Origin of the sequence: Streptomyces aureoversilis (assembly GCF_042657885.1) — a bacterium.
Classification (GTDB): Bacteria; Actinomycetota; Actinomycetes; order Streptomycetales; family Streptomycetaceae; genus Streptomyces; species Streptomyces aureoversilis.
This window is the reverse complement of the sequence record NZ_JBHSKJ010000008.1, coordinates 337442-359026: the sequence shown is the minus strand read 5'-3', so window position 1 is coordinate 359026 and position 21585 is coordinate 337442. Positions and strand designations below refer to the sequence as shown.

Here is a 21585-nt window from a genome sequence, read left to right as displayed (position 1 = left end):
ACGATCTCGGCAGACAGCCGGACCGCATCGAAGCAAAGTCCCGTGCGCAGCATGGCGGGCGCGCCACGGCTCCATGCCTCACGGACGGCGTGGGGACGGCGCTCCCCCGCGGCGAGCCAGAAGGCGGGGTGCCGGAGGTCTCGTGTCACGTCCAGTCGGGAACAACCACTCGGCTTCACGCCTCCCTGGGGTCCGGGCGAGGAACGTCCCGACCCCGTCCTCCGGAGTCTCACGGTCGGCACCGCGGCCGTGGGGCACGACCGTCAGCGTGCTGCGGCGTTGAACTTGGCGATCTTCTCGACGAGTTCGGCGAGACTGCCGATGCGAAAGGTCGGCAGGTCCGTGGCGGCCGGGCCGTCCTGCTGGATGGTGCCCCAAGGACCACGGCGGATCAGGACCGTCCGCATGCCCGCAGCCACGGCGGGGCTGATGTCGTTGTCCAGGCGATCACCGACGTAGAGCGCCTTACGAGGAACTCCGGATCCGGCTTGCTCGCTCCCCAGTCGTCGGACGTGGCTGCCCGCAATGGCCGGCCAAAGTCCGATGCCGCGCAATTCCGCCAGTGCGGGCCGCACGTCGGGGTAGAGGTCATCCTCCCCGAACCACTCCGGCTCACCGGCGGCGGCGCGACCCCTGCCAGAGCGAGCGGTGCGGGTGATGGCCGGGGCGGCAGGGCGACGCCCCGAACGGCAGAGGTGGTACGAGTGCCGGACTCGTACCACCTCTGCTGCTACTGCAGGCGCCGTTACAGCACCTTCGACAGGAACGCCTTCGTCCGGTCGTGCTGCGGGTTGGTGAGCACGTCGCGCGGGTTGCCCGACTCGACCACCACGCCCTGGTCCATGAAGACCACCGAGTCGCCGACCTCGCGGGCGAAGCCCATCTCGTGGGTCACCACGATCATGGTCATGCCGTCCTCGGCCAGGCCCCGCATGACGTCCAGGACGTCACCGACGAGCTCCGGGTCGAGCGCCGAGGTGGGCTCGTCGAAGAGCATCAGCTTCGGCTCCATCGCCAGCGCCCGCGCGATCGCGACGCGCTGCTGCTGGCCGCCGGAGAGCTGCGAGGGGTAGTTCTCGGCCTTGTCGCCGAGGCCGACCCGGTCGAGCAGCTTCTTCGCCCGCTCCCGGGCGACGGCCTTCGTCTCGCCCTTGACCTGGACCGGCGCCTCCATGACGTTCGCCAGCGCCGTCATGTGCGGGAAGAGGTTGAAGCGCTGGAACACCATGCCGATGTCCCGGCGGTTCTTGGCGACCTCGCTGTCCTTGAGCTCGTAGAGCTTGTCGCCCTGCTGGCGGTAGCCCACCAGACGGCCGTCGACGTACAGCTTGCCCGCGTTCACCTGCTCCAGGTGGTTGATGCACCGCAGGAAAGTGGACTTGCCGGAGCCGGAGGGGCCGATGAGGCAGAACACCTCGCGCGGGGCGACCTCGAGGTCGATGCCCTTGAGGACCTGTACGGCGCCGTAGGACTTGTGGACGCCCTCGGCCTTCACCATCGCGTTCATGCGCTGACGCCTCCCTTGGGACGGTTGCTGAAGGAGGACAGGTTGGCCTTGACCTTCTGCCACGGGGTGAGCGGCAGGGTCCGCAGGGAACCGCGGGCGTAACGCCGCTCCAGGTAGAACTGGCCGACGCTGAAGATGCTGGTGAGGATCAGGTACCAGGTGGCCGCGAGGAAGAGCATCTCCACCGGGGCGCCGGTGGTCTGCCCGATGTCGGACGTGGAGCGCAGCAGCTCCAGATACTGGGCCGCCGCCGCTGCCAGCGACGAGGTCTTGAGCATGTTGATGAACTCGTTGCCGGTCGGCGGCACGATGACCCGCATCGCCTGCGGCAGCACGATCCGGCGCAGCGTCCGGGCCTGGCTCATGCCGAGTGCGTGCGCGGCCTCGGTCTGGCCCTCGTCGACCGACTTGATGCCGGCCCGCACGATCTCGGACATGTAGGCGGCCTCGTTGAGCCCCAGGCCGAGCAGAGCGGCCATGAACGGCGTCATGAAGTCGCTCATCTCGTCCCGGTAGATGGGGCCGAGGTTGATGTACGGGAAGATCAGCGCGAGGTTGAACCACAGCAGCAGCTGGACGTAGACCGGGGTGCCCCGGAAGAACCAGATGTAGGCCCAGGAGACCGAGGACGTCACCGGGTTCTTCGACAGCCGCATCACCGCGAGCAGAATGCCGCCCACGAGGCCCAGCAGCATGGCGAGCACCGAGATCAGGACCGTCTTGCCGAGGCCCTCGACGACCGTCGAGTCGAAGAGGTAGTCCGGGATGGTGCTGTAGTGCACCTTCGCCGAGGCGAAGGCGTTGACCAGCAGGCCCAGGAGGGCGAGGACGACGACGGCGGAGATCCAGCGGCCGTAGTGGCGGACGGGGATGGCCTTGACCGCCTCGGGGAGGGCCGCGGTGGCGGTCGCGGCCTTCTTGGCGGCGTCCTCGCCCTTGGCGGGACCGTCCGGCTTGTCGTCGCCGGCGGCCTTGCCGGCCTTGTCGGCCTTTCCGGAGTCGCCGGACTTGGCGAGCTTGTCGGCCTTGTCGGCCTTGCCGGGCTCGCCGGGCTCGTCGGCGTCCGAGGGCTTGTCGGTCTTGCCGGCGTCGGCCGGCTTGTCCGCATCCGAGGCCTCGGCGGCCTCGGCGGGCTTGCCGGCACCGTCGGCGGCCTTCGCGGCCTCGGCCGGCTTGTCCGAGCCGTCGGCCTTCGCGTCGGCCTTCGCCTCGGCCGCGGGCTTGTCCGCATCCGTCGGCTTCGCGGCGTCAGCCGCCTCCGCGGCTGCCGCGTCCTTGCCGGCATCGGAGGCCTTCGCGGCCTTCGGCGCCTTCGGCGCCTTCGCGGCCTCGGCCGCCTCCGCAGGCTTGGTGGGTTCCTTCCCGTCGGGCTTGTCGGGCGACGGGGAGTCGGGGGAAGAAGTCACGGGGAGTGCCTTTCAGCAGATCCGTACGAGGGTGAGGGGGACGGGGGAAGCCGCGGCGGGACGGGCCCGCGCGGCGGCGACTCGTCAGGAACCGCCGTTGATCTTCGCTTCCTTGACCGCGCCTGCGTCGACGCCCCAGGTCGTGATGACCTTCTCGTACGCACCGTTCTTGATGATCGCTTCGAGCGCCGCCTTCAGGGCGTCCCGCAGCTGGGTGTTGTCCTTCGCGACGGCGATGCCGTACGGCGCGGCCTCGACCTGCTCGCCGACCGCCTCGAAGTCGTTGCCGCCGCCCGAGGTCTTGACCGCGTACGCCGCGACCGGGAAGTCGCTGGAGACGGCGTCCACGCCGCCGGCCTTCAGCCGGGTCTGGGCCTCGAGGTCGGTGTCGAAGGCCTCGATGGAGATGGAGTCCTTCTCGTCCTTCTCGCACTTCTCGGACTGGGACTTGGCCAGGTCGTGCGAGACCGTGCCGCGCTGGACCGCGATCTTCTTGCCGCAGAGGTCGTCCCAGCCCTTGATGTCCTTGGTGTCGCCCTTCTTGGTGTAGAGCGAGACGCCGGCGTTGAAATAGTCGACGAAGTCGACGCCCTCGCCGACCTTCTTCTTGGTCTTGGGGTCCACGCCGTCCTGGCGGTCCTTGGTGTCGGTCATCGCGGACATCGCGATGTCGTAGCGCTTGGACCGCAGACCCGTCAGCAGTGCGTCGAACGTGCCGTTGTTGAACTCGACCCTCACGCCGAGTTCCTTGCCGAGGGCGGCGGCGATGTCGGGGTCGATGCCGACGACCTTGCCGTCCTTCTTGAATTCCACCGGCGGGTAGGCGATGTCCGAACCGACCTTGATGACGCCGGAGTCCTGGATCTTCTTCGGCAGCTTGTCGAAGAGGGGGGCCTTGGAACCCTGGGCGCTCTGGCCGGCACCGTTGCCGGTCTTGTCCCGCTGATCGCCGCAGCCGGTGAGCAGCAGGGCGCCGGCGACCGCGATCGCGCCGGCGGCGGCCAAACGACTCCTGGCGGCAGCCGTGCGAGGGGTGGTGCTTGCGGTCATTGCTGGTTCCTCCTGCGGGTGAGGGGGTGGCCCAAGGAGCCGACTGTTGGACAGACACAGAACAAACACAGGAAAACGCTGATGACGCACGAGGTGCGGAGCACACCCTTGGATGTCGCGACCTCGTGTGATTGGGGCATCTTGCCATCCGGACTGCACCATTCGGGGGCCTCGCTATGTCAAAATCGGATAACGGGCGATCCCCGTGCCGCATCAGGTCGGTACCAGGTCGGTCCGGAGTAACGGACTCAAGGGTTCCGCTTCTATGAGCCGCCGGGCGAGACGTATGTCACGCGCGCTCTGTCTCACTCCGTGGACTTATGCCCCCAGTTGACACCGTTCCGACCCGCGAACGGAGGCTGCTCGCGGCCGCGCCGCGACAAGTCAGCGGGAACTCACTCGTAGGCCGTAGCGCTCATTTGATAGAAATGCCAGCCACACCCCGCACCAGGGGCGAGGGCGCGTGTGCGGCGCGCCCGGCATACGGATCCGGAACGCGCGGCACCACCCCCCGCGCGCAGGTCATCTCGGTGGCCGGACACGGACGTGAAGCCCGACCCGCCCCGCAACCCAGGGCGGATACCCTCGACGGACATTCGACAAAGGGGTCAAATAAAGTGGCAGCGGAGATCGTGAATCCTCGCAGCGACAGCGGTCCGGACGATACTCGCGACGAGTTCTTCGATCCGGCGTTCGCGCTGCACCGGGGCGGCAAGATGGCCGTCCGGGCGACCGTGCCCGTGCGCGACCGGGACGATCTGTCCCTCGCCTACACGCCCGGCGTGGCCAAGGTGTGCAGCGCCATCGCGGAGCAGCCGGAGCTCGTCCACGACTACACCTGGAAGTCCCAGGTCGTCGCCGTGGTCACGGACGGCAGCGCGGTGCTCGGGCTCGGTGACATCGGTCCGGAGGCCTCCTTGCCCGTGATGGAGGGCAAGGCGATCCTCTTCAAGCAGTTCGGCGGCGTCGACGCCGTCCCCATCGCCCTCGACTGCCGCGGCGTCGACGAGATCGTCGACACCGTCGCGCGCCTCGCGCCCTCCTTCGGCGGCATCAACCTGGAGGACATCTCCGCGCCGCGCTGCTTCGAGGTCGAGCGCAAGCTCCAGGAGCGGCTGGACGTCCCGGTCTTCCACGACGACCAGCACGGCACCGCCGTCGTCACCCTCGCCGCCCTGCGCAACGCGGCCGAGCTGACCGGGCGGACGCTCGGCGAGCTGCGCGCCGTGATCTCCGGCGCGGGCGCGGCCGGCGTCGCGATCGCCAGGTTCCTGGTCGAGGCGGGCATCGGCGACGTGGCCGTCTGCGACCGCAAGGGCATCGTCTCGGGCGACCGGGAGGACCTCACCGAGGTCAAGCGCGACCTCGCCGGCTTCACCAACAAGGCCGGGCTCACGGGCCCCCTGGCCGTGGCGCTGGACGGCGCGGACGTCTTCATCGGCGTCTCCGGCGGCACGGTCCCGGAGGAGGCCGTGGCCACGATGGCGAAGGACGCACTGATCTTCGCGATGGCCAACCCCACCCCGGAGATCCACCCGGACGTCGCCCACAAGTACGCGGCCGTCGTCGCCACCGGCCGCAGCGACTACCCGAACCAGATCAACAACGTCCTGGCCTTCCCGGGCATCTTCGCGGGCGCCCTGCAGGTGCGGGCCTCCCGCATCACGGAGGGCATGAAGCTCGCCGCCGCGGAGGCCCTCGCGGCCGTCGTCGCGGACGAGCTGAGCGCCGACTGCGTCATCCCGTCGCCGTTCGACGAGCGGGTCGCCCCGGCGGTGACGGCCGCCGTCGCGGCCGCCGCGCGCGCGGAGGGCGTGGCCCGGCGCTGACGCCGGCGCCCGACGCCGTACGCCTGCGAGGGCCGTACGCCGTACACCTACGAGAGCTGTACGCCGTACGCCCACGAGACCGGGCCGCACCTCCTGCCGGGGGTGCGGCCCGGTCGCCGTATCAGCCGAGCCTCAGCCGAGCCGCCGGACGAACACGTCGCCCGTGCCGTTGGTGTCGCCGGGCACCAGGTTGCCGCCCCAGCTGTTGAAGACGGCGGTCCGGCCGAGCAGGTCGGTCCTGACCTCGCCCGCGTTCCCGTCGTCCTGGGCGCCGTCGGCGGCGACGTTGAGCCGCTCCACGGCGCCGGTCCGCAGGTTCCGTACGAACACGTCCTGCCGGTCGTTGGTGTCCCCGGGCACCAGGTTGCCGGCGTCGGAGGCGAAGAACACCCGCTCGTTGTCGACGCTCATCGCGGCGCCCCCGTAGGAGGCGCCGTCGGCCTGGGAGCCGTCGGCGGCGAGGCTCAGGCGCCGGGTGGTCCCGGTCCGCAGGTCCTTGGCGTAGACGTCCTGGGCACCGTTGGTGTCGTCCGCCACGACCTGCTCGGGGCTGGAGAAGAGGGCGTGGCGGCCGTCGGGGCTGAGCCCGATGCCGCCGGTGACCAGTGCCTGCAGGCCGTCGTACGTCTCGGCCGCGCGCTCGGTGCGCCCGGTGCGCAGCTCGTGCACGTAGAAGCCGTAGAGGCCGGGCCGGGCGAGCTCCCCGGCGGACTTCCGCGACCCGGGCTCCTCCGGCTTCCCCGCCGTCTCCGGGGCGAGGTTCCGGGCCGCCGTCCGGAAGCCGATCCGGCTGCCGTCCGCGCTGATCACGGGGTGGCCGGACATGCCGTCGGCCTCGGTGCCGTCGCTCGCGACGCTCACCCGCTGCGTGGTCCCGCGCCGGCGGTCGAGGACGAAGACGTCCTCCCGCTGGTTGGTGTCGCCGGGCACGAGGTCGTCGCGGCCGGAGACGAAGGCGACGTAGCGGCCGCTGGTGCTGATGGCGGCCGAGTGGTTCGAGCCGCTGCCGCTGCCGCCGGTGGGGTTGGCGACGAGTACCTCGGTGCGCCCGGTCCGGCGGTCGCGGACGAAGACGTCGGAGCCGTTCGGGTTGCTGCCGGGGGCGAGGTCGGCGCCCGAGTCGAAGACGACGTACCGCCCGTCGCCGCTGATCGACGGCGACGAGGACCAGGTGTCGGCCGGGGTGCCGTCGCTCGCGGCGCTGACCAGCTCGGTCCTCCCGGTCTGCAGGTCCCTCACGAAGACGTGCCCGGTGGGCCCGGCGCCGGGCGCGAGCGTGCCGGCCCGGGACAGGAAGACCACGGTGCGGCCGTCGGCGCCGAGCGAGGCGCCGTGGGACTCCGCGTCGGCCTGGGTGCCGTCGCTCGCGACGCTCACCCGCTCGATGCGCGGGGCGGGGCGCGGGGCCGCCGCGGAGGCGGCTCCGGCTGCGGGCAGGAGGGCTGCGGGAAGGAGGGCTGCGCAGGTTCCTGCGACGGCCGCGGCGACGACGGCCCGTCTGAGATGACGCATGATCGTCTGAACCCCCTCGGTGACGCCCGCGCCGGCGCGGCACGGGGCAACCGAAGCCAACCCCCGGGCCTCAGGCCCGGTCAACGAGGAGGCACACTCTCCGCCGCGGATACGGCCGTTGCGACAGGGCGGACTGGACGGGACGCGCGGCGCGGCGCGCGTCACACCGCGGCGTGGTTTCGCCCGGCAGGCGGCGGGGCTAGGTTCGGATCATGTTCGCCGCCTACGCCGCACGCATCGATCGTGACCAGCCGCTCGCCGGACTCGAGTTGGGGCAGCGCCCCGAGCCGGAGGCGCCTCCCGGGTGGACGGTCGTCCACGTCAAGGCCGCCTCCCTCAACCACCACGACCTGTGGTCGCTGCGCGGGGTGGGCCTCGGCGAGGAGGCGCTGCCGATGATCCTCGGCTGCGACGCCGCCGGGGTCGACGAGTACGGCAACGACGTCGTCGTCCACTCCGTCATCGGCCAGACCGGCCACGGCGTGGGCCCGACGGAGCCGCGCTCCATCCTCACCGAGCGCTACCAGGGCACCTTCGCCGAGCGCGTCGCCGTCCCCGCGTGGAACGTGCTGCCCAAGCCCAAGGAGCTCAGCTACGAGGAGGCCGCCTGCCTGCCGACCGCGTGGCTGACCGCGTACCGCATGCTGTTCACCAACGCGGACGTGCGCCCCGGCCAGAGCGTCCTGGTGCAGGGCGCGGGCGGCGGCGTGGCCACCGCTGCGATCGTCCTCGGCGCCGCGGCGGGCCTGCGCGTCTTCGCGACCAGCCGCGACGCGGCCAAGCGCGAGCGCGCCGTGGAGCTGGGCGCCGAGGGCGCCTACGAGCCGGGGGCGCGGCTGCCGCACCGGGTGGACGCCGTCATCGAGACGGTCGGCGCCGCCACCTGGTCGCACTCGGTCAAGTCCCTCAAGCCCGGCGGCACCCTGGTGATCTCCGGCGCGACCAGCGGGCCGAACCCGCCGGCCGCCGAGCTCAACCGCATCTTCTTCCTGGAGCTGAAGGTCGTCGGCTCGACCATGGGCTCCAAGGAGGAGCTGGCGGACCTGCTGAGCTTCTGCGCGGCGCACGGCGTACGGCCCGTGATCGACTCGGTCCTGCCGCTGGACCGGGCGCGCGAGGGATTCGAGAAGATGGCCGGTGGTGACCTGTTCGGCAAGGTCGTCCTGACGGTATGAACGGCGGATGCCGAAGAGACGCTTGCGCAAGGCGGCGTTCCTCGCCGCTGCCGCCGTCCTGCTGCTTCTGACGCCCGGGGCCCCGGCGGAGGCCCGTACGGACCCGGGTGCCGCCCCGGGCCCGGGTGCCCCGGCCGCGGGCATCCCGCCGCTGACCGACGAGCAGGGCCGGGCCCTCACCCTGCGCGGCTGGAACCTCGCGGACAAGGAGCACCGCGGCGACGAGGCCCTCGCGGACATCACGGAGCGCTCCCTGCGCGACATGGCCGCGCAGGGCTTCAACCTCGCCCGCCTCGCGGTCTTCTGGGACGACCTGGAGCCGCGGCCCGGCCACTACAGCACGTCCTACCTCCGCAAGATCGAACGCGTGCTGGACTGGGCGCACAAGTACCGCGTCCGCGTCGTCATCGACGCCCACCAGGACGTCTACGGGCCGGCCTTCGGCAGCCACCGCGGCATCCCCGCCTGGGCCACCCGCACCGACGGCCTGCCCTACCGGCCCCACCCCGACGACTGGTTCGCCGAGTACTTCGAACCGGCCGTCCAGGCCGCCTTCGAACACCTCTACCAGGACGATGACCTGCGCCGCGCCCAGGCCCGCATGTGGCAGGTCCTCGCGGGGCGGCTCGCGGGCCACCCCGCCGTGTTCGGCTACGACCTGATCAACGAGCCGATGGGCCGGATGCGCCCCGGCGAGAGCATCCCGGACGCGGCCCGCCGCATCGAGTCCACGCAGATCACCCCCATGTACGGGCGCATCGCCGAGGCGATCCGGCGCGTCGACCGCCGCCACTGGCTGTTCGTCGAGCCCACCCCCGCCGCCGGCGAGGGCGTCCCCACCGGCCTCGGCCGCATCCACGACCCCAAGGTCGTCTACGCCCCGCACTTCTACAACGCCGCCATGGAGGCCGGGCGCGACTACGACCCGGCGTCGGGCTGGCTGAAAGCGTACGAGGCCGCGGTCGTCCACTACCCGCGCGCCATGGGCATCCCCGTCTTCATCGGCGAGTGGGGCCCGCTCGACAGCTCCCTGCCGAACATGGGCCGCTTCTACGAGGACGCCCTCACCTCCATGTCCCGCTACGCGACCGGCTGGGCGAGCTGGCAGTGGTGCTACGGCGGCGGCTACTGCGCCATGGACGCCCACGGGGTCTTCCAGGCCAACAAGTCCCGGACGGCGGAGCCGTACGCGGCGGCCGTGGCGGGGACGGTGCGGTCCGCTTTCTACAGCCCGGTGTCGGGCGCCTACCGCCTGATCTACGCCGCAAGGCGGCACGGCACCACGGAACTGATCCTGCCGCCGGCGCCGCGCGGCTGGCACGTCGAGGTGACGGGCCCGGCCCGGGCGGACACCACGCGGGTTCCGGCGGCGGAGCGGGCTACGGTGCGGGTGACGGCGGGCGCCGGAGGCGGTGAGGCCGTGGTGACGGTGACGGCGGACTGACGGCACCGGTCATCGTCGGGGCGGTACGGGCACAGATCCCGTACCGCCCCGTCCGTTGCCGCTACTTCAGCGCGAGCACCATCGCGTCCGACGGCGACTTCCAGACCGTCCGGGCCTCGGCGAAGCCCGCCTCGCGCAGGGTGCGCGCGTGCCACTCGGCGGAGGGGGTGTCGCCGTCGGCGTGCTCCCCGTAGATCTCGAAGCGCTCGGCGGTCGGCCCGGCGAGCACCGGGTCGGCGGCGGCGAGCTCCCACCACGCGCGCCAGTCGAGCGCGCCCTCCGCCTTGGCGCGGTCCATGCGCGCGTGGCGCAGCGCGCGTTCGGCCTCGTTGATGCGGGGCGTGCCGGCGTCCGGCATGTGGTCGGCGTTGAGGAAGACTCCGCCTTCGCGGACGACTCCGGCGAGCTGCCCGTAGAGGGTGCGCAGGGGGTCCGAGTGCAGCCAGTGGAGGGCGGTTGCGGTGAGGACGGCGTCGTAGTGCTCGTGGGGGAGCTGCGCGGTCCAGTCCGGGTCCTTGAGGTCCGCGGTGACGAACTGGACGCGGTCGTCGCCGGCGAAGGTGCCGCGGGCGATGGTCAGCAGGGCCGGGTCCAGGTCGACGCCGGTGGAGACGGCCCCGGGGAAGCGGTCCAGCAGGCGGGCGGTGATGGTGCCGGTGCCGCAGGCGAGGTCGAGCACGCGGGGCGCGGGGCCCACGAGGGCCTCGACCATGTCGAGCATCACCCGGAACCGCTCCTCGCGGTCGGGCAGGTACCACTCCTGCTGCCGGTCCCAGCTGTCCTGCCAGGCGTTCCAGTCCGTGCCGACGACGGCCTCGGTCATGAGGTTCCTCCAACGGGTCATACCGTGTAATACCCTCGGTCGTACACCGACCATTACAGGCCGGTGAGCCGACCCTAGACCGCTCTGCGTAAGGACCACAAGTGGAACTGGCCTATTACTCGGACTTCGCTGTGCGGCTGGTCAACAGCGAGGAGCCCGGCCGCGGCACGGACACGCTGACCTCCGTCGAAGCCGTGCGCGAGCTCTTCGGGCCCAACGCGCAGGGGGCCCGGCGGGCGGGCGACAGCGACGTCACCCGGCTGAGGGCCGTCCGGGCCCGGCTGCGCGCCGTCTTCGAGGCCGCCGCCGAGGGCGACGAGGTGCGCGCCGTGGACCTGCTCAACGCCCTGCTGATGGAGTACCCGGTCAGCCCGCAGGTCTCCGGGCACGAGCACCGCGACGAGGACGGTCGCCCCAAGTGGCACATGCACATCGCCGACCACGCGGCCAACGCCGGTGCCTCGTACGCCGCCACCGCCTGCATGGGCCTCGCCGTGCACCTGACGGAGTACGGCGTCGACCGGCTCGGCATCTGCCAGGCGTCGCCGTGCCGCAACGCCTACCTCGACACCTCGACCAACCGCTCGCGCCGCTACTGCTCCGACCGCTGCGCCACCCGCGCCAACGTCGCCGCCTACCGCGCCCGCAAGCGCCTGGAGAGCCGCGCGGCCGAGGCCCCGGCGGGCAGCGACCGCACCGGCCTGAGCGCCGAGGCCAGCCACGACAGCAGCGCGCCCGCCGAGCGCTGACCCGCCTGCGGGGGCCGCCGCAGCCGCACCAGCGCACGGGCCACGACGAGCTCCTGCGGCACCACCCCGAACTCCCGGCTGTCGTTCTCCACCAGCGGATTGTCCCCGCGCACCCACCAGCCGCCCTCGCGCAGCTCCACGGCGCGCTTGACGATGAGCAGGTCCTGCCGGAACGGGTGGCGCAGCACCACCACGTCACCCGGCCGCACCACCGCTCCGTACTGGACGACCAGCTGGTCCCCGGGGTTCAGGGTCGGCACCATCGACGGGTTGTAGACCTCGGCCAGCCCGATCCGCAGCAGTCCGCGGCGCTCGCGGTCCAGCTCCTGCCCGCGCTCGTCCACCTGCTCCTGCACCGCGGCACCTCCCGGTCCGTAATCCTCCACCAGTCCCAGACTGACACTGGACTTTTGTCCTAAGCCCCCCGGGGCACCCGAGAAAAGCCTTCCCACACCGAGTAATCTCGCACCTGAGAAGACGATCACGAGGAAGGACAGCTCTTATGCTCTCCCGCCTGTTCGCACCCAAGGTGCGAGTCAGCGCCCACTGCGACCTGCCCTGCGGTGTCTACGACCCCGCCCAGGCGCGCATCGAGGCAGAGTCGGTCAAGGCCGTCCAGGAGAAGTACCAGGCGAACGAGGACGCGGACTTCCGCGCCCGTGCGCTCATCATCAAGGAGCAGCGCGCGGAGCTCGCCAAGCACCACGTCTCGGTGCTCTGGAGCGACTACTTCAAGCCGCCGCACTTCGAGAAGTACCCGCAGCTGCACCAGCTGGTCAACGACACCCTGAAGGCCCTGAGCGCGGCCAAGGCGTCCAACGACCCGAAGACGGGCCAGAAGGCGCTGGACTACATCGCCGAGATCGACCGCATCTTCTGGGAGACCAAGAAGGCCTGATCCGGCGGCATGGCGCTGTCCGCACCCGGTCCCCGGCCCCCGTGAGGGAAGCCGGAACGGACCGGGTGCGCTGCTGTTTGCGGGCTTTTCCGCCGTTATGGGCTTTCCCGGACGCGGGCAGGCTTTTCCGGGTGCGGGCTTTGCTACGTACGGGCCTTCCTGCGTGCCACCGTCAACGCCGCCCCGTACAACGTCAGGACGACGGTCATCAGGCCGTAGTAGAGCGGTGGCAGGGCCGTCATGCCCAGGGCGGGGCCCAGGGGGGACAGGGGCAGGAGCAGGCCCGTGACGGCCAGGCCGGCGGTCGCCAGGCGGAGCGGCAGCGGGGCCCGGCGTTCGGCCGCGTCCCTGCCGGCGCGGAGCAGGAGGATGACCAGGGCCTGGGTCAGCAGGTTCTCCGTGAACCAGCCCGCGTGGAAGGCGGCCTGTCCCCCGGCGCCGCCGCCGGGGTGCACGGTCAGGGCCAGCACCCCGAAGGTCGCGAGGTCGGCCGTGGCGTTCAGCAGGCCGAAGCCCGTCATGAAGCGGAACAGGGCGCGCGGGCGCAGCACCACGGGGCGCAGGTGGGCCGTGGCCCCGGGCCGGTCGAAGGCGAGGGCGAGCTGGGCCGCGTCGAAGCACAGGTTCTGCACGAGCACCTGCGCGGGCAGCATCGGCAGGAACGGCAGCAGCAGGCCCGCGGCCAGCATCGCGATGACGTTGCCGAGGTTGGACGAGAGCGTGATGCGCAGGTAGGCGGCGATGTTGCCGGTGCTGCGGCGGCCGGTGACGACGGCCCGGTCGAGGGCGGTGAGGTCCTTCGAGGCGAGCACGACGTCGGCCGCCTCGCGTGCCACGGCCACCCCGTCGCGCGGGCAGATGCCCACGTCGGCGGCGCGCAGCGCGGCGAGGTCGTTGACGCCGTCGCCGAGGAATCCGGTCGTGGCGCCGGAGGCGCGCAGGGCGCGGACGACGCGGGCCTTGTGCTCGGGTGCGCAGCGGGCGAAGACGGTGGTGCGGGCGGCGAGCCGGGCGAGTTCGGCGTCGTCGGCCGCGTCGATCCGGGCGGCCGTGAGGGGTTCGCCGGGGTCGAGCCCCAGGTCCCGGCAGGCCCGGGCGGCCGTGCCCGGGTGGTCGCCGGTGAGGACCTTGACGGTCACGCCGCGGCCGGCGAGGACGGCCAGGGCCTCCTCGGCGGTGGGCGCGAGGGCGTCCCGCAGTCCGACGAAGCCGACGAGGGTGAGCTCCTGCTCGTCCTCGGGCGCGTACGGGCCCGCGCTCGCGGGCCGCTCGGCGAGGGCGACGGCGAGCACCCGCAGGCCGCTCCCGGCGAGGGCGTCCGCCCGGGCGGCGAGGCGGGTGCGGTCCGCGGGGCCGAGGGGGCGGCCGGCGGCGAGGTCGTCCACCGCCCCGTCCGCGACGCGCGTGCACCGCTCCAGGACGTCCTCCGCGGCGCCCTTCACCACGAGCACGTACCGGCCCGCGGGGGCGCCGGCGCCCGTGGCCGGGCGGAGCGGGCGGACATTGCCCGGCAGGGAGCCCGGCAGGGGGGCAGGCAGGGAGTCGGGCAAGGAGCCCGGCAGCGTGCCCGGCTCGCCGCCGCCCGCCACCCGGACGAGGGCCGACGCGATGCGGCGCCCGGGGCCGCAGGGCAGCGCCGCGACGCCCTCGACGCCGTCCGCACCGCCGCCCCGCTCCTCGTCCGCGTCGAGGAGCGCCTCGTCGAGGGCGTCCGGGGCGGGCAGCTCGGCGAGGTGCAGGGTCCAGAGGGCGGCCACGGCGGCCCAGTGCAGCACGGCCGGGTCCTCGCGGCCCTCGGCGTCGACCGCGCGGGCGAACACCGGCCGGTCCTGGGTGAGCGTGCCCGTCTTGTCGACGCACAGGACGTCGACGGCGCCGAGGTCGTGCAGCGCGGGCAGCCGTCTGACGATCACCTCGCCGCCGCGCGCGAGGAGGGCCGCGCCGCGCGCCAGGGCCGTCGTGACGACGACCGGCAGCATCTCGGGGGTGAGGCCCACCGCCACCGCGACGGCGAACGGCAGCGTCTCCATGCCGCGGCCGCGCACCAGCGCGCTCGTGACCAGCACCAGCGGTGCGACGAGCAGCATGCACCGCACCAGCGTCCAGGCGATCCCGTTCACGGAGCGGTCGAAGGGGCCGGGGAGCCGGCGGCCGCGGTCCTGCGGCAGGACCCCGGGCAAGGCCCCGGACAAGGCCCCGGACAGAACGGTGTCCGCGCCGGTGGCGACGACGACGCCGGTCGCGCTGCCGGAGACGACGCTGCTGCCCTGGAGGCACAGGTCGCCGGCCGCGCCCCTGGCGACGGGCGCGGACTCCCCGGTCAGCGCCGCCTCGTGCACGGTCAGGCCGGTCGCCCGCAGCAGTCTCAGGTCGGCGGGGACGAGGTCGCCGGGGGCGAGGAGGACGACGTCGCCCGGCACGAGCTGCTCGACGGGCAGCTCGCGGGTCACCGGCTCCTCCGTCTCCACGGGACGGCGGCGGACGGTCGCGGTGGTGGCCAGCAGCTCGCGCAGGGCGGCCGCCGAGCGGTCGGCGCGGTGCTCGCCGGTCGCGCGCAGCACACAGCTGACCGTCACGAGGACGGCGATCACGCAGGCGGTGCCCCAGGCGGCGAGGGCCGCCGACACCAGGCCGAGGGAGAGGAGGACGGCGGTGAAGGGGTCGCGCAGGCTGCGCGCGAAGCGGCGCGGCCAGGGGTCGGGGCGGCGCCCGGGGAAGACGTTCTCGCCGTGGCGCGCGAGCCGCTCGTCGGCCTCGGCCTCGGGCAGTCCGCGGGGCCCGCTCTCCAGCGCGCGCAGGACCTCCAGGGTGGTGCCGGTGCCTCCTCGCGCGGCGGAGCGGTCAGGCTCCCAGGCCATGGAGGCGCCCGGTGCGGGCGGCGCCGCGCCCGCCGGCCCGGCCCGTCCCCCCGGCCTCGCGGTCGGCGAGCTGGCCGACCATCAGCCGGACGATCGCGACGACGTGCGGGTCGTCCACGAGGTAGACCATGCGGCGCCCCTCGCGGCGCGACCGCACGAGCCCGGCCAGCTTCAGCTTCGCCAGGTGCTGGCTGATCGCGGGGAGCGCGCCACCCACCCGCTCGGCGAGGGCCGTGACGTCGCTCTCGCCCTGGGCGAGGGCCCACACCAGGTGGAGCCGGGCGGGCGAGGCGAGCAGCCCGAAGGCCGCGGCGGCCTCGGTGAGCACGTCCGCCGAGGGGTCGCCGAGGCCTTCGCCGAAGTCCTCTTCGACGTCCTCGAAGCTTCCGACACCTGCGGCCACTGTCGCTCTCCCGTTCCTGCCGCGCGTCCCTGTGCCCGGCACGACCAGTCTAGGCAGGGTGCGGGGGCCGGACGGGCGGACATGCGCCGCCCGGCGGCTGGGCAGAAGTATCGAGAGCAACCGGTCCGGAACGGCGGTAACAGGCTGCAAAAGGGGGACCCGTGGAAATCTCCGGAATTTTCAGCGCCATCGTCATCGGTCTGATCATCGGCGTGCTCGGCCGGCTCGTCGTGCCGGGGCGCCAGCACATCGGGGTGCTGTGGACGATCGTGGTCGGCATCGCCGCCGCGTTCCTGGGCGCGGCCATCGCCCACTGGCTGGGCGTCGACGACACCAAGGGGGTCGACTGGATCGAGTGGCTCATCCAGATCGCGCTGGCCGCGCTGGGCGTGGCCGCGCTCGACAGGGCGAAGGCGCGGCAGTGAGGCGTACGGATCCGGCGGCTACGACAGCTTGCCGTCGTAGTCCGGCAGCTTGAAGGTCCGCTCCGCGTGGCCGCCCACGAGGTCGGTGGTGTTGTTCCCGATGTTCGCGATGATCGAGTACCCCTGCTTCTCGATCTCGGCGCGCTTGGCGGTCTTGTACGTGCTCACGTCCTGGAAGAGGTCCGGGAGGTGCCGTACGTACAGGCCGCTGACGGGGTAGCCGACCTCGCGCAGGTTGTGCTCGGTGAGCGAGTCGAGGATGCCGGGGCGGGCGGTGACGAAGAAGACCGCGGCGCCCCGGGCGTGGGCGTAGCGCGTCAGCTCCAGCACCGGGGCGATGGCCGGCGTGGGGTACGTCCAGTGGAAGTCGGTCTCCAGGGAGCTGTTGTCGATGTCGAGGACGATGGCCTGCTTCCGGCCGTGCGCGTCCGCGGTGCGCTCCTTGACGTAGGGCAGGGCCCTGTCGATGACGGCCTGCACGTCGCGCTGCCAGACGGCGTAGTCGACGCCCTTGAGCCCCGCGGGCCCGGAGGTCCGGGCGGCGCTCGCCGTGGCGGCGGCCGGGCGGTCGGCGGGGGCGGCGGTCGCGTCCGTCGTGGTGACGGCCGTCGCGGCCGTGGCCAGGGCGGTGACGGCGAGGGCAACTGCGGTGCGGCGGGCCGGTATCGGTGCGGTCATGAATGACATGCTCACGCCCGCCGGTGACGGGCGGGGAACGTGCGGGTGGCCGTCCGGCGTCGCCCTGCCGCCCGCCGGGTGCGACCGGTTCCCGCCGCCGCGCCGCCGTCTCCTTCCGCTTGTGCGCGCCTTCCGCGAACCGGCATGCATGGGCCACGGGTCGCCGGGTAGGCGCTCCGAGGTCACCTACGGATCTGGGGAGGACGATGTGACCATCACGGCATCCACGGTTACGACAGGGCTTTCGGGGGCTGTGCCGCAGCACCTCGAAGAAGCGGTCGGGGGGCTGCCGTACATCGAGGACGCGTCCACAGTGGCGCCACGCGACGCCCGTGCGCTGTCCGGGCTGTTCTTCGCACGCCTGCGGGAGCTGGAGGAGGGCACGCACGCGTACCAGTACGCGCGGAACACCCTCATCGAGATCAACCTCTCGCTCGTCCGCTTCGCCGCCTCCCGGTTCCGCAGCCGCGGCGACCAGATGGAGGACATCATCCAGGTCGGCACGATCGGCCTGATCAAGGCGATCGACCGGTTCGACCTCTCGCGCGAGGTGGAGTTCACCACCTTCGCCGTGCCGTACATCGTGGGGGAGATCAAGCGGCACTTCCGCGACACCGGCTGGTCGGTGCACGTGCCGCGGCGGCTGCAGGAGCTGCGGGTCGAGCTGGCCAAGGCCACCGGCGAGCTGTCGCAGGAGCTGGACCACTCGCCGACGCCCGCCGAGCTGGCCGAGCACCTCGGGCTCAGCCGCGAGGAGGTCGTCGAGGGCATCGTCGCGGGCAACGGCTACACGGCCGGCTCCATCGACGTCCCCGTGGACGACGGCTCCGACCAGTCCGGCACCACCTACGCCGACCGGCTGGGCGGACTCGACCCCGCCATCGAAGGCGTCGAGAACCTGCACGCGCTCAAACCGCTCGTCGCCGAGCTCGACGAGCGCGACCGGCAGATCCTGCGCATGCGGTTCGGCGGGGAGATGACGCAGTCCGAGATCGGTGCGGAGCTGGGCATCTCGCAGATGCACGTGTCGCGGCTGCTGACGCGGATCCTGACGCGGCTGCGGGCGGGGATGCTGGGGCACAAGTAGCCGTCCGGGGGCCGGGCCGAGCCGGGCACCAGCGCAGCAGCAGGGGCTCGTGCGGGGCGGCGGGGGCTCGGCCTTGACGGCTTGACGGGAAGCCCTCGCCCCCGGTCCCCCGGCCTCCGGCTCCCCCGGCCGCCCTACGCGGCCCGGCGCGGCGGGAGCGGGCCTACGTGGCGCGGGCCTACGCAGCGGGAGCGGGCCTACGCAGCGGGCGCCGTCGCCGCCGACGCCGCCGGTCGCAGCCACGTGGCCCGGACGGTCTTTCCGTCCGGCCGCCGGTCCACCTCCAGCAGGCCGGCCAGCCGTTCGACCATGTGCCAGCCCAGCCCTCCGCCGCCGCCGAAGTCCGGCGGGCGGGGCTGCGGCGGGCGCGGGCTGGCGTCAGCGATCTCCACCACCAGGCGGCCCTGCACGGCCCGCACGCACAGCCGCCACCAGCCGCCCGCGTGCCGTATGGCGTTGGTGACCAGCTCCGAGACCACCAGGACGACGGCCTCGGGATCCGCCCACGGGCAGTGGCGGGCCAGGAACTCCGCCGTCGCGTGACGCGCCCGGGCGGCGTCCCCGTACGGGGCTTCGATCACAACCATCCGGCGGCTCCCTCGTCGCTGCTGTACCTGACCTGCTACTTCACCTCTGTCGACCGGCGTATACCCAGCGATCGCCGGGTCATGACCTCCGTTGCGGAGGGGTTCGTCACGGAAGGTCCGCGGCCGCGGTGCGCGGCCGGCGGGCGGCGGCCGCCGGCACCACCAGCACCACGAGCGCCCCCGCCACCAGCAGCCCGCCCAGCCACAGGGCGGCCGGCAGCGACACCGCGTCCGCGGCCCGCCCGCCCAGCAGGGCCCCCAGCGCGATCGCCGCGTTGAAGGCCGAGACGAACAGCGCCGAGGCCGCCTCCCGCGACGCCGGCGCCGCCGCCGTCAGCAGCCCCTGCGTGGAGACCGACACCCCGCCGTACGCCAGCCCCCACACCACGATCAGCGCACCGGCGGCGACCGCCCCGCCGGCCGGTACCGACACGGCCGGGAGCACGGCGGCCAGCGCGACCGCGATCACCAGCAGGGTGCGGCGCGGGTTGCGCGCGGCGGCCGCGCCCGCCAGGAAGTTGCCGGCCACGCCCGCCACGCCGTACGCCAGCAGCAGCCCGCTGATCAGACCGGCCCCCGCTCCGGACGCCCGCTCCAGGACGGGCCGGACGAAGGTGTAGCCGGCGAAGTGCCCGGCCACGATCAGCACGACGACCAGCAGGCCCGCCCGTACGCCCCGGATGCGCAGCAGTCCCGCCACCTCGCCCGCCCGGACGGCCCGCTCCGCCGGCAGCGGCGGCAGCAGCACGGCGAGCGCCGCCGTCACGGCCAGGCAGACCGCGCCCATGGCCGCGAACGCCGCCCGCCAGCCGCCCAGTCCCCCGGCCAGGGTCCCGGCCGGAACGCCGAGCACCGACGCGACCGCGATCCCGCTGAAGATCAGTGAGGTGGCCGGGCCCACCGACCGCTCCGGCACCAGCCGTACCGCCAGCCCCGCCGCTATCGCCCACACGCCCCCGATGCACACTCCCACCAGGACCCGCAGCCCCACGAGCACCGCGATGTGGGTCGCCAGCGCCGACAGCAGGTTGGCCACGGCCAGCAGGGCCATGAGCCCCACCAGCACCCACCGCCGGTCCAGCCGCCCGGCGGCCGCCGTCACCGCGGGCGCGGCGACCGCCGCGACCAGCCCGGGCACGGTCATCGTCAGACCGGCCGTCCCGGCCGGGACGCCCAGCCCGGAGCCGATCGGGGTGAGCAGCCCCACGGGGAGCATCTCGCTCGTCACGACCGAGAACGTCGCGGCGGCCACCGCGAGCACCGCGGCCCGGCCGCCCTTCCCCGCCGCCTTCGCACCGCGCTTGCCCGCGCGTTCTTCGACTGCACCTTGCTTCACTGCCTCTTGCTCCATGGGCCTCAGCCTCGGCGGCGGTGCGGCCGGGAACAACGCCGGAGTTCTCATCCTTTGATGAGCAGGATTAATCGGTCGGCGGAGGGCGGAACGTGGGCACGGGCGCGGGCATGGGCACGGGCATGGAGGCGGGCGTGGGTGCGGACCTGCGGGAGCTCGAGTGCTTCCTGGTCCTCGCCGAGGAGCTGCACTTCGGCCGGGCCGGCGAGCGGCTGTACGTGTCGCAGGGCCGCGTCAGCCAGCTCCTGCGCTCCCTCGAAGGCCGCATCGGCGCGCGGCTGTTCGACCGCACCAGCCGCCGGGTGGCCCTGACACCGCTCGGCGAGCGGTTCCTGGCCGGGCTGCGGCCCGCGTACGGGGCCCTCGCGGGCGTCGTCGACGACGCCCGGGCCGCCGCCCGCGGGGTGGAGGGCGTCCTGCGGATCGGCTTCCAGGGCACGGCGGACGGCGGGGTGATGGAGGCCGTCGGTACGTTCCAGGAGCGCCGGCCGGGGTGCGTGGTCGAGCTCGTGGAGATCCCGCTGAGCGACCCCTTCGGCGCCGTTCGCCGGGGCGAAGTCGACGCGGCGGTGGTGCTGTTGCCCGCGCAGGAGCCGGACCTGGCCGTGGGGCCGGTCTTCTCCCGGCAGCAGCAGACGCTGGCGGTGTCCGTCCGGCACCCCTTCGCGCGGCGTGCCGAGCTCGGCGCCGAGGAGCTCGCGGACTGCCCGCTCGTCGTTCCCGCGGCCCCCGCCCCGGCGTACTGGCGCGCGGCCCAGGCCCCCGCGGTCACGCCCGGCGGGCGCCCGGTCCCCCGCGGCCCGGAGGTGACGACGCTGCAGGAGGGCATCACCCTCACCGTCGCCGGACGCGCCGGGATGCTGTTGTGCCGGCCGACGGCCGACTACCACGGGCGCCGCGACATCGCCTTCGTCCCGGTGACCGGCCTGCCCTGCTCCGCCCTGGGGCTGGTGCGGCAGCGGGCCGCGGGGACGGAGCGGCTGCGGGCGTTCGGGCGCGTACTGGCCGAGGTCACCGGCCGGGCCGTCAGCGGCTGAGGCCGCCGGAGGGCGGGCCCGTCGGGAATCCGCTCGGCGGGCCGGAGGGGAAGCCGCTCGGGAAACCGGTGGGGAAGTCCGTGGGGAATCCGGTGGGGAAGCCGCTCGGGACTCCCGTGGGGAGCTCGTCCGGCGGGCCCTCCGGCGGGGCCGGCAGGCCCGGCGGCGTCACCTGCGGGGTCGCCGGAGGGGCCGACGGCCACGAGTCCTCGATCCGCTCCGTGACCTTCTCCTTCGCGGGCTTGAACACGCTCAGGTAGAAGACCCCGAAGCCCACGCACCCGGCCACGAACAAGGACAGGAACACCAGCAGGATCCCCATGCCCACCCGTGTCCTGGCGTCACCGGGCGGGAGGGCCGTGGCCCGGTCCGGGCGGCCCTGCGGGTGGCGGACGACGACGGTGTCCCCTTCGATGACCGTCGCCGGCCCGCCCGCCTCCTCGAACCGCCGGTGCCGCCCGTCCCCGTCGGTGAACTCGTAGACGTGGTGCAGCGTGGTCGAGGACGACCGGTGCGTGCCCTGCCGGCGGGTGACCGTGGTCGTGTACAGGCGCAGGCAGCGCCCCGGCACCTCGATGCCGCTGTGCCACGCGGCTCGCAGGCGCCGCATCCGCACCACCGCCCACACCATGCCGGCGATGCCGCCCGCCGCCATGAGTGCGGGCAGCGTGAGGATGACGATGTCGAACATGAACCCCCCGATGTCGGATGTGTGTGCGCATATTCAACTGTGTCGGGGGTTCTGATGCCATGAGTCAGATCTTGG

Annotated in this window: 20 protein-coding genes and 1 pseudogene; 8 read left to right on the top strand and 13 right to left on the bottom strand. The window is 73.2% G+C overall.

Annotated features, from left to right (window positions below):
* Positions 1–263: 263 nt before the first annotated feature.
* From ACFPP6_RS17030 to ACFPP6_RS17015, 4 genes and pseudogenes are all read right to left on the bottom strand, one after another.
* The gene (locus ACFPP6_RS17030; protein WP_382042560.1) at positions 264–575 is read right to left on the bottom strand and encodes an HAD hydrolase-like protein; all 312 of its coding nucleotides are present in this window, start codon (positions 573–575) and stop codon (positions 264–266) included.
* Between the two features lie 170 nt (positions 576–745).
* Positions 746–1507: an amino acid ABC transporter ATP-binding protein gene (locus tag ACFPP6_RS17025; protein ID WP_168092454.1), complete on the bottom strand. Its 762-nt coding sequence runs from the start codon at positions 1505–1507 to the stop codon at positions 746–748.
* Positions 1504–2469, bottom strand: a pseudogene (locus ACFPP6_RS17020) (amino acid ABC transporter permease); the annotation flags it as partial. The pseudogene ACFPP6_RS17020 and the gene ACFPP6_RS17025, both read right to left, overlap by 4 nt.
* Positions 2470–2997: 528 nt before the next feature.
* Positions 2998–3963, bottom strand: coding sequence for an ABC transporter substrate-binding protein (locus ACFPP6_RS17015; RefSeq protein ID WP_382042557.1), 966 nt, complete (start codon positions 3961–3963; stop codon positions 2998–3000).
* Positions 3964–4580: 617 nt separating this feature from the next.
* Between ACFPP6_RS17015 and ACFPP6_RS17010 the strand changes: the two genes are divergently transcribed.
* On the top strand, positions 4581–5792 hold the full coding sequence (locus ACFPP6_RS17010; protein ID WP_382042554.1) for an NAD(P)-dependent malic enzyme: 1212 nt from the start codon (positions 4581–4583) through the stop codon (positions 5790–5792).
* A gap of 132 nt (positions 5793–5924) precedes the next feature.
* Here ACFPP6_RS17010 and ACFPP6_RS17005 read toward each other — a convergent pair whose 3' ends face one another.
* A complete protein-coding gene (locus tag ACFPP6_RS17005) occupies positions 5925–7304 on the bottom strand; it encodes a TolB-like translocation protein (protein ID WP_382042551.1) in 1380 nt (459 codons plus the stop codon).
* A gap of 212 nt (positions 7305–7516) precedes the next feature.
* Here ACFPP6_RS17005 and ACFPP6_RS17000 point away from each other — a divergent pair, with 212 nt between their 5' ends.
* Positions 7517–8479, top strand: coding sequence for a zinc-binding dehydrogenase (locus ACFPP6_RS17000; protein WP_382042548.1), 963 nt, complete (start codon positions 7517–7519; stop codon positions 8477–8479).
* Positions 8480–8486: 7 nt separating this feature from the next.
* Positions 8487–9923, top strand: a complete 1437-nt coding sequence (locus tag ACFPP6_RS16995; RefSeq protein ID WP_382042545.1) for a cellulase family glycosylhydrolase — start codon at positions 8487–8489, stop codon at positions 9921–9923.
* Between the two features lie 61 nt (positions 9924–9984).
* Here the strand turns inward: ACFPP6_RS16995 and ACFPP6_RS16990 are convergent, their stop codons facing one another.
* Positions 9985–10746 carry a class I SAM-dependent methyltransferase gene (locus tag ACFPP6_RS16990; RefSeq protein WP_382042542.1) on the bottom strand — a complete coding sequence of 254 codons (762 nt, stop codon included), beginning with the start codon at positions 10744–10746 and terminating at the stop codon, positions 9985–9987.
* 101 nt (positions 10747–10847) lie between these two features.
* Here ACFPP6_RS16990 and ACFPP6_RS16985 point away from each other — a divergent pair, with 101 nt between their 5' ends.
* Positions 10848–11495: a CGNR zinc finger domain-containing protein gene (locus ACFPP6_RS16985; protein WP_382042540.1), complete on the top strand. Its 648-nt coding sequence runs from the start codon at positions 10848–10850 to the stop codon at positions 11493–11495.
* Here the strand turns inward: ACFPP6_RS16985 and sodX are convergent.
* A complete protein-coding gene (gene sodX / locus ACFPP6_RS16980) occupies positions 11381–11851 on the bottom strand; it encodes a nickel-type superoxide dismutase maturation protease (RefSeq protein ID WP_058046223.1) in 471 nt (156 codons plus the stop codon). The two genes, ACFPP6_RS16985 and sodX, sit on opposite strands and share 115 nt — an antisense overlap.
* A 146-nt stretch (positions 11852–11997) precedes the next feature.
* Between sodX and sodN the strand changes: the two genes are divergently transcribed.
* Complete coding sequence (gene sodN, locus ACFPP6_RS16975) at positions 11998–12393, top strand: superoxide dismutase, Ni (protein WP_168095046.1); 396 nt, start codon at positions 11998–12000, stop codon at positions 12391–12393.
* 143 nt (positions 12394–12536) lie between these two features.
* Here sodN and ACFPP6_RS16970 read toward each other — a convergent pair whose 3' ends face one another.
* Together ACFPP6_RS16970 and ACFPP6_RS16965 are read right to left on the bottom strand one after the other, a co-directional pair.
* Positions 12537–15251 (bottom strand): HAD-IC family P-type ATPase, encoded by a 2715-nt coding sequence (locus ACFPP6_RS16970; RefSeq protein ID WP_382042535.1) that lies wholly within the window; start codon positions 15249–15251, stop codon positions 12537–12539.
* Positions 15235–15654 (bottom strand): ArsR/SmtB family transcription factor, encoded by a 420-nt coding sequence (locus ACFPP6_RS16965; RefSeq protein ID WP_168095044.1) that lies wholly within the window; start codon positions 15652–15654, stop codon positions 15235–15237. Before ACFPP6_RS16965 ends, ACFPP6_RS16970 begins: the two co-directional genes overlap by 17 nt.
* A 161-nt stretch (positions 15655–15815) precedes the next feature.
* Between ACFPP6_RS16965 and ACFPP6_RS16960 the strand changes: the two genes are divergently transcribed.
* Positions 15816–16079, top strand: coding sequence for a GlsB/YeaQ/YmgE family stress response membrane protein (locus tag ACFPP6_RS16960; RefSeq protein WP_382042532.1), 264 nt, complete (start codon positions 15816–15818; stop codon positions 16077–16079).
* A gap of 18 nt (positions 16080–16097) precedes the next feature.
* On the opposite strand, the gene ACFPP6_RS16955 is transcribed toward ACFPP6_RS16960, so the two are convergent.
* Positions 16098–16757, bottom strand: a complete 660-nt coding sequence (locus ACFPP6_RS16955) for an HAD family acid phosphatase (protein WP_382042529.1) — start codon at positions 16755–16757, stop codon at positions 16098–16100.
* Positions 16758–16971: 214 nt separating this feature from the next.
* On the opposite strand from ACFPP6_RS16955, the gene ACFPP6_RS16950 reads away from it, so the two are divergent.
* Entirely contained in the window at positions 16972–17844 is an 873-nt protein-coding gene (locus ACFPP6_RS16950; protein ID WP_382042621.1) for an RNA polymerase sigma factor SigF, read from the top strand.
* Positions 17845–18041: 197 nt separating this feature from the next.
* Here ACFPP6_RS16950 and ACFPP6_RS16945 read toward each other — a convergent pair whose 3' ends face one another.
* Together ACFPP6_RS16945 and ACFPP6_RS16940 are read right to left on the bottom strand one after the other, a co-directional pair.
* A complete protein-coding gene (locus ACFPP6_RS16945) occupies positions 18042–18431 on the bottom strand; it encodes an ATP-binding protein (protein ID WP_382042526.1) in 390 nt (129 codons plus the stop codon).
* Positions 18432–18537: 106 nt separating this feature from the next.
* Positions 18538–19782 (bottom strand): MFS transporter, encoded by a 1245-nt coding sequence (locus tag ACFPP6_RS16940; RefSeq protein ID WP_382042523.1) that lies wholly within the window; start codon positions 19780–19782, stop codon positions 18538–18540.
* Positions 19783–19904: 122 nt separating this feature from the next.
* Between ACFPP6_RS16940 and ACFPP6_RS16935 the strand changes: the two genes are divergently transcribed.
* Positions 19905–20819, top strand: a complete 915-nt coding sequence (locus ACFPP6_RS16935; RefSeq protein WP_382042618.1) for a LysR family transcriptional regulator — start codon at positions 19905–19907, stop codon at positions 20817–20819.
* Here ACFPP6_RS16935 and ACFPP6_RS16930 read toward each other — a convergent pair.
* Positions 20809–21510: a DUF3592 domain-containing protein gene (locus ACFPP6_RS16930; RefSeq protein WP_382042520.1), complete on the bottom strand. Its 702-nt coding sequence runs from the start codon at positions 21508–21510 to the stop codon at positions 20809–20811. The genes ACFPP6_RS16935 and ACFPP6_RS16930 overlap by 11 nt on opposite strands.
* Positions 21511–21585 lie beyond the last annotated feature (75 nt).

Bases quoted from the DNA above. Each gene is read 5' to 3' on its own strand.
- ACFPP6_RS16945 (WP_382042526.1), bottom strand. From the start codon at position 18,431: ATGGTTGTGATCGAAGCCCCGTACGGGGACGCCGCCCGGGCGCGTCAC.
- ACFPP6_RS17025 (WP_168092454.1), bottom strand. From the start codon at position 1,507: ATGAACGCGATGGTGAAGGCCGAGGGCGTCCACAAGTCCTACGGCGCC.
- ACFPP6_RS16955 (WP_382042529.1), bottom strand. From the start codon at position 16,757: ATGACCGCACCGATACCGGCCCGCCGCACCGCAGTTGCCCTCGCCGTC.
- ACFPP6_RS16935 (WP_382042618.1), top strand. From the start codon at position 19,905: ATGGAGGCGGGCGTGGGTGCGGACCTGCGGGAGCTCGAGTGCTTCCTG.
- ACFPP6_RS17005 (WP_382042551.1), bottom strand. From the start codon at position 7,304: ATGCGTCATCTCAGACGGGCCGTCGTCGCCGCGGCCGTCGCAGGAACC.
- ACFPP6_RS17015 (WP_382042557.1), bottom strand. From the start codon at position 3,963: ATGACCGCAAGCACCACCCCTCGCACGGCTGCCGCCAGGAGTCGTTTG.
- sodN (WP_168095046.1), top strand. From the start codon at position 11,998: ATGCTCTCCCGCCTGTTCGCACCCAAGGTGCGAGTCAGCGCCCACTGC.
- ACFPP6_RS16990 (WP_382042542.1), bottom strand. From the start codon at position 10,746: ATGACCGAGGCCGTCGTCGGCACGGACTGGAACGCCTGGCAGGACAGC.
- ACFPP6_RS16995 (WP_382042545.1), top strand. From the start codon at position 8,487: ATGCCGAAGAGACGCTTGCGCAAGGCGGCGTTCCTCGCCGCTGCCGCC.
- ACFPP6_RS16970 (WP_382042535.1), bottom strand. From the start codon at position 15,251: ATGGCCTGGGAGCCTGACCGCTCCGCCGCGCGAGGAGGCACCGGCACC.
- ACFPP6_RS16930 (WP_382042520.1), bottom strand. From the start codon at position 21,510: ATGTTCGACATCGTCATCCTCACGCTGCCCGCACTCATGGCGGCGGGC.
- ACFPP6_RS17000 (WP_382042548.1), top strand. From the start codon at position 7,517: ATGTTCGCCGCCTACGCCGCACGCATCGATCGTGACCAGCCGCTCGCC.
- ACFPP6_RS16940 (WP_382042523.1), bottom strand. From the start codon at position 19,782: ATGGAGCAAGAGGCAGTGAAGCAAGGTGCAGTCGAAGAACGCGCGGGC.